At 69.1% G+C, this 8,761-nt stretch carries 12 protein-coding genes and 1 tRNA gene; 5 read left to right on the top strand and 8 right to left on the bottom strand.

Going from position 1 to position 8,761, the window contains the following annotated elements:
* The 8 genes from ACFU99_RS22590 to ACFU99_RS22555 all read right to left on the bottom strand — a co-directional run.
* Positions 1-404 (bottom strand): hypothetical protein (locus ACFU99_RS22590; protein ID WP_384394722.1); only part of this gene is annotated, 404 nt, incomplete at its 3' end.
* On the bottom strand, positions 401-763 hold the full coding sequence (locus ACFU99_RS22585) for a hypothetical protein (protein WP_384394720.1): 363 nt from the start codon (positions 761-763) through the stop codon (positions 401-403). The genes ACFU99_RS22585 and ACFU99_RS22590, both read right to left, overlap by 4 nt.
* A gap of 150 nt (positions 764-913) precedes the next feature.
* Complete coding sequence (locus ACFU99_RS22580; protein WP_384394718.1) at positions 914-1,756, bottom strand: helix-turn-helix domain-containing protein; 843 nt, start codon at positions 1,754-1,756, stop codon at positions 914-916.
* On the bottom strand, positions 1,753-2,286 hold the full coding sequence (locus tag ACFU99_RS22575) for a DUF6879 family protein (protein ID WP_384394716.1): 534 nt from the start codon (positions 2,284-2,286) through the stop codon (positions 1,753-1,755). The genes ACFU99_RS22580 and ACFU99_RS22575 overlap by 4 nt, the downstream gene beginning before the upstream one ends.
* Positions 2,287-2,291: 5 nt before the next feature.
* Positions 2,292-2,501 carry a hypothetical protein gene (locus ACFU99_RS22570; RefSeq protein WP_030882487.1) on the bottom strand — a complete coding sequence of 70 codons (210 nt, stop codon included), beginning with the start codon at positions 2,499-2,501 and terminating at the stop codon, positions 2,292-2,294.
* 85 nt (positions 2,502-2,586) lie between these two features.
* A complete protein-coding gene (locus tag ACFU99_RS22565) occupies positions 2,587-3,096 on the bottom strand; it encodes a hypothetical protein (protein WP_384394713.1) in 510 nt (169 codons plus the stop codon).
* Positions 3,097-3,111: 15 nt separating this feature from the next.
* Positions 3,112-3,672, bottom strand: coding sequence for a hypothetical protein (locus ACFU99_RS22560; protein WP_384394711.1), 561 nt, complete (start codon positions 3,670-3,672; stop codon positions 3,112-3,114).
* Positions 3,673-3,711: 39 nt separating this feature from the next.
* Positions 3,712-4,209, bottom strand: coding sequence for a transcriptional regulator (locus ACFU99_RS22555; protein ID WP_384394709.1), 498 nt, complete (start codon positions 4,207-4,209; stop codon positions 3,712-3,714).
* Positions 4,210-4,662: 453 nt separating this feature from the next.
* Between ACFU99_RS22555 and ACFU99_RS22550 the strand changes: the two genes are divergently transcribed.
* The 5 genes from ACFU99_RS22550 (at position 4,663) to ACFU99_RS22530 (ending at position 8,721) form a co-directional block, all read left to right on the top strand.
* Positions 4,663-4,750 (top strand) — tRNA-Ser (locus tag ACFU99_RS22550).
* A gap of 282 nt (positions 4,751-5,032) precedes the next feature.
* Complete coding sequence (locus ACFU99_RS22545; RefSeq protein ID WP_384394724.1) at positions 5,033-5,755, top strand: amidohydrolase family protein; 723 nt, start codon at positions 5,033-5,035, stop codon at positions 5,753-5,755.
* A 213-nt stretch (positions 5,756-5,968) separates the two neighbouring features.
* Entirely contained in the window at positions 5,969-6,670 is a 702-nt protein-coding gene (locus ACFU99_RS22540; protein ID WP_384394707.1) for a DUF4232 domain-containing protein, read from the top strand.
* Positions 6,671-6,850: 180 nt separating this feature from the next.
* Positions 6,851-8,056, top strand: coding sequence for a sensor histidine kinase (locus ACFU99_RS22535; RefSeq protein ID WP_384394705.1), 1,206 nt, complete (start codon positions 6,851-6,853; stop codon positions 8,054-8,056).
* Positions 8,053-8,721 carry a response regulator gene (locus ACFU99_RS22530; RefSeq protein ID WP_384394703.1) on the top strand — a complete coding sequence of 223 codons (669 nt, stop codon included), beginning with the start codon at positions 8,053-8,055 and terminating at the stop codon, positions 8,719-8,721. The genes ACFU99_RS22535 and ACFU99_RS22530 overlap by 4 nt, the downstream gene beginning before the upstream one ends.
* Positions 8,722-8,761 lie beyond the last annotated feature (40 nt).

Raw genomic sequence — 8,761 nt, 5'->3', positions numbered from 1 at the left:
GCTTCGAAAGCGGCGCGGAGGTCACGCGCGTCGGTGAGCCGACCGGAGCCGTCGGGGTTCTCCAGCCACCTGATCCCTTGGAAGGCCACGTGTGCGGGAGGGCAGGGGAGTTCCCAGCCGAGGGGCTTGACGGAGAGTTCTTTCAGTTCGGCGAGGTGGGTCTCGGCGCCGTCGCCTACGAGCCACCAGGCGAGGTTGCGTTCCGAGTAGGCGAGCACGGGGCCGGCCTGCTTGCCCATGCGGCGGAGTTCTCGCAGTACGGCGTGGGAGCGCAGTAGCGATGCCTCGACCACGGTCCACGAGGTGGAGGTGACGAGCGCGAACTCACCCGCGTCCCAAGTCCACTGCACGTGTCGGGGGTGGGGCACGCAGGAGAGGAGCCAGTCGTTGCCGGGCGAGGTCATGGCCTGCTCCCGTGTTCCGTCAGGAGTGCGCGCAGGAGTTGCGGGGCGACGAGCGGTTCGGGGTGGCGGCAGAGAGGCGCGACGAGCCAGTGGACGCCGGCCGTATCGGCGTCGAGCGTGCCGTTGAGGACGACGTAGCAGCACTCCCCGAAGGCGACAGAGCCAGGCACTGCCCACCGATCAGCGGTTCCCGCCGGAGTCAGGAAGTAGACGCGAGGTTTGGGGCCGCCGGGGTCGCACAGGACTGGGCCGGCGCGCTCGCCAGCGGTGTGCTGGAGCTGAGCGGCGACGACACGTCCGAGGACGCCTTCGACAACGACGGCGTCCCACCATTGCCCTGCGGCCACAGCGTCGATCACGCCATCGAGCGGCAACCACGGCGGACGGATGCTGAGGGGGGAGAATCTGCGCGCTGGCCTCATAGGCAGCAAGGTAGAGAGCGGTGTTTCTCCGAATCCGCTGTGTTTCTCGGAGTTTCTCGTCGGCTGTGGCGAATTTCGGGATGTTGCTCACGCGAGGTCCAGTGCCGCCCTCGCGCGCGCGATGAGCCGCTGCGCGTGCTGGCCGTATACCGCGACGGAATTCAGCTCGTCCCAGAGCTTCAGATACAGCGCGACGTCGTCGGCCGCGTCGAGCCACAGCTCGGCGTTCCAGGTGTCGGCGATGACGAGACTGCCATTCATGACCCAGAACCCATGCTTCGGCGAGACCCGCATCCGTACGCCGAAGGGGATGATCCCGAGCGTGATGGTGTCCATCCCCGGAAGGCCGGCAAGCCGGTCGAGCTGAGCGACCATGGCGGCCGGTGAGCACCGGAGCGTATGCAGCGCGGCTTCCCAGATCACGGCCTGCACGAGGTGCCCAGGCTGGTACAGGGTCTCCTGCCGCTTCATGCGGGCCCGGACCCCGTCTTCGATATCGCGCGGCGTTCCGTGCCGTTCGGAGACGTCGGTGAGCACGCTGCGGGCGTAGGCCGGCGTCTGGAAGAGACCGGGGACGATCGCGGGCTCGAACAGTCGGATGTTGCGGGCTTGCTGCTCCTGGACGGCGTTGAGCTCCTGGACCACGCGGTGCCCGGCGGCCAACTGTCGGCGCCAGCTGCGTTGGCGGGTCTCCAGCCCGCGCAGCCGGCCTTTGAGCTCGTCGGCGTTGGCTGGCTGGCCGGTCTCCCGGGCCCAGGAGTCGAGGTCGCCGAGGGTGGCGGTCTGCCGCCCGTTCTCCAGCTTGGAGACCTTCGACGGCGCCCACCCGCACCGCTCGGCGAGCTGCCTGACGGTGAGCCCGGCCTCGGTGCGCAGCTCGCGCAGCCGCGCACCGAGGACGACCCGGGCCTGCTGGAAATCAGTGCTCACACACGGGAACGTACCTGGCCGACGAACTCCTCGCGCCGCAGCGCGTAGTGCCAGGCAGCATCCCGGAGTTGGCAGTACCGGAGGATGAGGGGAGGGTCTTTGACCAGCTCGGCTCCGAGGTACTCGTCGGCCGCGTCGAAGTGCAGCAGAAGCGCCCGGCGGGAGTCGAAGAGCCAGAAGTCCTCTGCGGGGAGACCGAGCCTGTCGGCGTCGGCGCGCCACAGGTGCCGGATGTCCTCACCTGCGGCGATGTTGTTCACCGCGCTCGCCAACAGGAAGCGCTGCCCGTCCGTGGGCGGCTCGTCGAGGACCCGCACCCGCTCGATCCGTTTGCCCTGTGCGACCTGCTCCTCGATGTTGGCGGTCCACGCGGACGGCGCCAGACCGAGCTCCTGGCCGCGCAGGAACCGGGCGTATCGTTCACCGCCCACGTCGGACGCATAGGCGCGCCGAGTCTCCAGCCGCCACGCGGTGTGCTCGAACTCCCGGAAGTAGTCGCCGAAGGTGGCGTCGTCGATGAACTCCGGCACGTTGGCTACTCCTTGGGCCCGAAGCGTACGAGCAGCTCACGCGGCACGACGACGAACCCCTCATGGGGCGCGACGTCCTTGAGCTGCTTCACGTCCTCGGGGTCGGTCACCGCCACCCCCTGTACGAGGATCTCCCCGCTGTCGAGGTCCTCGTACAACGTCGGGCACTTCCCCTCTTCCGAAGTGGTACCGATCATCTCCAGCCTGCGGGCCATGATGTCCTCCACGTCTTGGCCGGCCTCTTGGCCGACGTGGGGCGCACCGTAGACCCGCAGACGAGAAACACCAAGCGGTCCCCCGCTAGTCGCCCAGACCTCTGGCCCAGAACCCGCTCGGACCATGGATGGCGTCGATCAGTTTGGTGATCGCCCGGTTGATTTCGGCCTCGTCGCCCTTGCCGATTGCAGACCAGAGGCGGCTAAAGCCTGTGCCGCCGCGGCGGTAGACGACAACCACGGCTGCGGCGTCGTCGGGTAGCGGCCAAGCCGGGAGCGTGTCCAGCCGCAAGCTCGTGAGGTAGTCGAGCGGGGACATCCCGGGCCGCTCTTCAAGTGCGGCGCAGAGCTTGCCTGCGGTAGACACGACGGCCAGGTTTCCCACGGCGTTCATCAGATTGATGGCCGCTGGGGTGTTCCAGCCCGGGCGGTATTTCTGGGAGGCAGACCATGTGGTGCTCGTCCGGTGGGCGATCTTGGCTCCGAGGGCGACGAGCTCTTCGGCCTCTTCGCGCGTGGTGCGGCCAGTGGCCACGGCACGGGCGATACGAGTGGCCTCTCGCACGAGAGTGACTCCGGTCGGCTGGGCTGTCATGTCAGTTCCTCCAGTTCACATGCCGACGATGCGGCGGATTGTTCGCTCACCAGTGACGATGTTGTCCAGGTCGAGTCGGTAGGCCAGCTCGTCGATGCGCTTCCAGTGAGGGGTGAGGAGCTCACTGGCACGCCGTTCGGCGCGTCGAAGCACGTCGCGGTCTAGTCCGTAGTCGCGGACGACGAGTCGGGCGTGCTCCTGGTCTCCGTCCGCTTGCCGCTCGACATAGGCGAGCACCTGTCGGGAGGCGCGCAGCTCGCGCAGCCAGCGGACCTGAGCCGCGAGTCCGGCGGCGACCATGACGAGATGGTCCTCAAGAGAGGTGTCAGGACCCCGTGTCCAGCTGGTCTGGCCGTGGTTGAGCCCGTTGCCGGTTAGACGGAGTTCGCTGATGTGATGTCCGGTGACAAGTCCGATGACAGCGTGCCCGGCTTCGTGTATCGCGACAGCTCGTCCGAGGACTGCAGGACCGATCTCGTCCATGATTGCGGCCATCCGGCGATTGCTCGGGGTCAGTTTGACGCCGTCCCATGCCTGGGTGTTGAGGCGGAGGCCGGGGTGGAGTTGCAGTGCCATGGTTTGTCCTTCGCTTGAGGGATGGATGAAGGTGCCGAGTCAGATGGCCGCAGTGATCAAGGCGGCGAAGAATAGGAATAGGGCGTGGAACGACTGGTCAAGGGCGTAGGCCCCGGTGCCGAGGTGTCCGGCGGGACTGCCATCCGAGGTGACGGGGTGTTTGGCATGCGTCCCGGCGCCGAGGCTGTAGAACTCGCTCTTGCCGGTTACCTTGGCGAGCCACGCGAGGCTGGATCGCCGGTCTGCCCACCAGTGCGAAGCGGCGTCCAGGCCGAGGCCGGCAGTTACTCCGGCGGGGCTCAGCGGCAGATCTAGGGCGAGCACGACGAGGGCCAGGAGCAGCAGCTTGGTGAGGGTCAGGCTGATGACATGGCGGGTGCAGGCGGAGCGTCCGGTACGGCTGGACTGGCCGGGGTTACGGTCGTGCTCGCCTTTGTGGGCGCTCTGCGTTGAAGTCTGGACCCAATGGTCTCCAACGGTGTGGGCCACCCAGAGGGTGACGAAGACGGCGGCGAAGGCGGCAGCGCTTGACGCCATGGCGGTGCTCCTCTTCTCGGTTGCTTGGTGCGAGAGACACGGAGTTCGGCGGCCCCTCACGGCCACCCGGCAATTCAGCGGCCCGGCAGGACCGACAGATGCCGCAGTCGGCGAGCTGACTGCGGCATCCTCTTTCTGCTTCGGGTTTCGGCGATACGGGGCCGACCTTGATCTGTCTGCCGGTCATGTCGGCGCTGCTGGGGTCATCCCGATCGATGGCATCGCGCGCTGCGTGACGGGCGGAGTCGTGCGGCGTCCGGTACGGGCTCGACGGCGCTCCTGGTGCCCGCGGTTTCTCAGAGAGCCGGTAGTCAGGAAGAGCCCATGCCGCTCTTAGCTTTCGTGCCACTGGTTCGGCGTGGACTGGCAGGCCAGCGGGCGAGTCCGGCCCGCAGCGTGGCCAACCTGCGGCCAGAGGGACGTCACCTGCTTGCCCAGATAGGGCATCACCGCAGGTCAGTGGTCTGTCAGGTGTGTGGGTCGAACGGTCTTGAAAACCGTCGTGGCAGCGATGTCACCGAGGGTTCAAATCCCTCAGCCTCCGCCGAGGTCAGAATATGTGCAGGTCATAGGGGGTTCCCCAGAGTTGGGGTGCCCCCTTCGGCATGTGGGCTGTCTCGCCTTGGGCCGCCCCTGTCACGTCATCGACCAGCGCTTGTGGACTATGTGTGGACTAAAAATCTGGCGCTGAAGCCCAGAACCCGCAGGTCATGACTGTGTGTTGAGAGTTCGCGTGGACTACCGGTCCAGGCGGCACAAAGGATGCCGTCCCCACCGCTGTTGTGGGTGCCGCACCTTGAGCGACGCGGACACCGAGACGGGGATGGGATACGCGGGTTTCGATTCCGGCGTGGCATGGGTGCGCCCCGCCTGCGGGTGGAGGTCCGGGGCGGGGCGCTGGTGTGTGGTGGGGCGGGGTGGTTCAGCAGCTGGTGGCGGTGGCGGTGCCGCCGGACGCGGTGTCGTTGCCGGGGCCGGGGTAGACGGTGTCGCCGCATGGCCGGAGCGGTTCATCGGTTTCCTGTCCGTACCCCTCGGCCTGGAGCCGGAAGAGGTCGCCGCGACTGTGGAACGCGAGGTCGTCGGGCGTGGGCTGCGCGGGATCGGCGAGCTGACGCCGCCGCCGGGGCGGGCAGAGGTGATCGAACCGGTGCTCCGGGCAGCGGCCGATCACGGTGGGCTACCTGTGGTCGTGCACGGATTCGCCCCGACCACGGCGGATGATCTGGTCACCCTGTCGGCGCTCGCCGGCCGGTACCCGGCGGTTCCACTGGTGGTCAGCCAGCTCGGCGGACTGAACTGGATGCGGGCTGTCGAGTTGGTCCGGGACACCCCGAACATGTACCTGGAACTGTCCACAGCCAACATCGTTTTCGCCGTCCGGCTGGCCATCAAGGAGATCCCGGACCGGACCCTCTTCGGTTCCGATGCCCCGTACGGGGACCCGGCTCTCACCCGGGCGATGGTGGAGCGGGTCACCAGCCCCGGTGAGATACGCGACCGGGTGCTCGGTGGGACGGCCGCCGAACTGATCGGGCTTGCCTGAGCGATGGCGCTGCTCGTGCTGTCCCCGGTCGAGTTCGTCGCGCCGCGCTCATGGTGGTGGTCGGCCTCGTAATTTCAGGCCAATATGGGGCAAATCGCTTGGTTAGTTGGGCGTTAGTGGTGCGGCAGTCCGGCAGTAGTGGGGGCGGACAGAGTGGTTGTCGTACGGAAGAGAGACCGACACCGACACCGACTTCCCCAGGGGGAAACCGAAATGAGCTCCAACACCGCCGTTCGCACCGTTCGTCGTCGTACCCTGCGCGTTGCCGTCGCGGCTCTGATCGCCACCGCCGGGCTGTCCCTCACCGCCTGCTCCGGTTCGGACGGCGGCGCCTCGAAGGCCGCGAGTCACGCGGATGCGAACGCGGCTGTCGGGTCCGGCGTTTCGGGTTCGTCCGGGCTGAAGGGCAATGGCGCTCAGGCGGACAGCGCGAAGTCGGGTTCCGACGACGGCGCGGCTTCCTCCCGTGCCGGTTCCGGGGGCGGCGCGGGGAAGGGTGACGGCACGTTCGAGTCCTGCCGTACGGACGACCTGGTCATCTCGGCCGTGGACTCCTCGCCCGACGAGAACACGGGCGACGTCACCGTCAAGATGACCAACAAGGGCGGGTCCACCTGCTCCGCCACGGGCTTCGCGGGCGCCGACCTCAAGGACGCCGACGGCACCTCCGCGCCCATCGAGCGCGCCGACAACCAGCCGCGCGTCACCAACTTGCAGCCCGGTGACACCGCCAGCTTCAACATCTCCTACGAGGTCGACCACAGCGGCGACAGCCTCGCGCAGCCGACCAACCTCATCGTCACGCCGCCGAACGGGTCCCACAGCATCTCCCTGGAGTGGCCTGCGGAGGCCCTGAAGCTCGCCGACCCGGGCACCGCCGACATGAAGATGCACCCCGTCGCCATCGACGGCTGAGCACCGTCCGCCGGCTCCTGCCCGCCGCCCTCCGCAGAAGGGGCGCTTCCTCCCGGGAGCGCCCCTGCTGCCTCTGCTTCTGCCTCTGCGCGCACCAACGGCCGTACCGTACGAAAGTAGGGGGCCCTGAACGCCGTTGGTCGGAGGAGGGGGAGCGGCTTGGCTGCTTACGCTGCACCTGTGCTGAGCGCGGATGTCCGGAAATGGCCCTGGTGGGCGGAGGCCCTGCTGATCGCGCTGGTCGCCGAGATATCGGTGCAGACCGCGGTGGTCGGCGAGGCCGGTGGCGATCCGCTGGACCCGCGGGTCGCGGGCGCGGCCCTCGCGAGCCTGTCGCTGCTCCTGCGGTACCGGTTCCCCGCCGTCACCGTCGGCGTCACCGCCCTCGCCGCCGCCTGGCTCGGCGAACCGCTGCCGCTCTTGATCGCCGTCTTCTACCTCGCCTCCCGAGGATGGCTCGTGGCCGGTTCGGCGGCCGCCGCGGCGGCGTTGATCGGCAACCGGTTCATGCAGGATGACGCGCTCCTGTGGAGCGTACGGTCGTACGGGCCCGCCATGACGTTCGGCATGGCGCTGGCCCTCGGCCTGTGGGTGAGCGGCCGGCGTCGGCTCGTCGCGAGCCTCACCGCGCAGGTCGAACAGCTCCACGTCGAGCGGGAACTCCGGGCCGAACAGGCCAGGTTGCACGAACGAGCCCGTATCGCCGCCGAGATGCACGACATCCTCGCGCACCGGCTCAGCCTGATCGCCCTCTACACGGGGGCGCTGCGCCGCCGCGCCGACGACCTGCCCGAGCCCGTAGCCGAACGCATCGCCCAGTTGCGCACCACCTCCACCCAGGCGCTCGGCGACCTGCGTTACGTCCTCGGCGCGCTCCGCGATCACACCGGCGGCGACCACAGAGAAGGCGGGGGTGGCGTCGAGCGGGCGCCGGGGCTGCGGGAACTGACCGAGCTGCTCGACGAGGCCCGCGCCGCGGGGCAGCGCATCGAGGCCGACATCCGCGGCAGCGCCGACGGCCTCCCGGCCAGCCATCAACTCGCCGTGCACCGCCTGGTTCAGGAGTCCCTCACCAACGCCCGTAAACACGCGCCGGGAGCAGCGGTGCAGGTCATCGTGCGGTACGGCCCGCCCCTGTCCACCGTCGAGGTTGGCAACGGGCCGGGGGCGGCCTCTCAGGAACCCCCTACGACCTGCGGATACGGCCTGATCGGGCTGGCCGAACGCGTCGCCGCCCTGAACGGCGAGCTGCGCTACGGGCCCGTCGGTTCCGGTTCCGTTTCCGGTGGCTGGCGCATCGCCGCCGAACTCCCCCTCGCCCAGGTCGCCCAGGACGCCCACGTCGCCCAAGGCGCCGCATCCCACCCCGCCCAGGACCCGCGATGATCCGCACGCTGATCGTCGACGACGACCGCCTGGTCCGCCTCGCCCTCGCCGACATCCTCGCCGACGAACCGGACATCGAGGTCGTCGCGCAGGCCGGCGACGGGCTGGAAGCCCTCGACCTGGCCGCCGCGTGGAGCGTCGACGTGGCCCTCATGGACGTACGCATGCCGCGCATGGACGGGATCGCCGCCACCCGACAGCTGCGGGCGCTGCACCGGCCGCCGGAGGTCGTCATGCTCACCACCTTCGACCTGGACCAGTACGTGTACGACGGGCTCGCCGCGGGCGCCTCGGGGTTCCTCCTCAAGGACAGCGAACCCGCGGAGATCGTCCGAGCCGTCCAGGTCGTGGCCGGGGGCCAGGCCCTGCTCCACCCGGCGGCGGCCCGTCGCCTCGTCGACCGTTACCACCGGGCGGCCGGCGGCTGGGTACAGAGCGCCAGGGCCCGGATCGGGCGGCTGACCCCGCGTGAGGCGGATGTGCTGGGGCTGCTGGCCGACGGCGGGTCCAACGCGGAGATCGCCGCCGCCCTGGGCATGCGGGAGGGCACGGTGAAAGCCCACGTCAGCCGGATTCTGGCCGCGCTGGAAGTGGGCAACCGGGTGCAGGCCGCCCTGTGCGCGTGGGACGCCGGGCTCCGCCGGACCGACTCACGGGACTCCTGAGGCGTACTCCTGAGGCGTGCTCCTGAGGCGGGGCCTGAGG

The organism is Streptomyces sp. NPDC057654, from assembly GCF_042800135.1.
Lineage (GTDB): Bacteria > Actinomycetota > Actinomycetes > Streptomycetales > Streptomycetaceae > Streptomyces.
The sequence above is the reverse complement of the archived record's forward strand: the minus strand, read 5'-3'. Positions and strand labels throughout refer to the sequence as shown.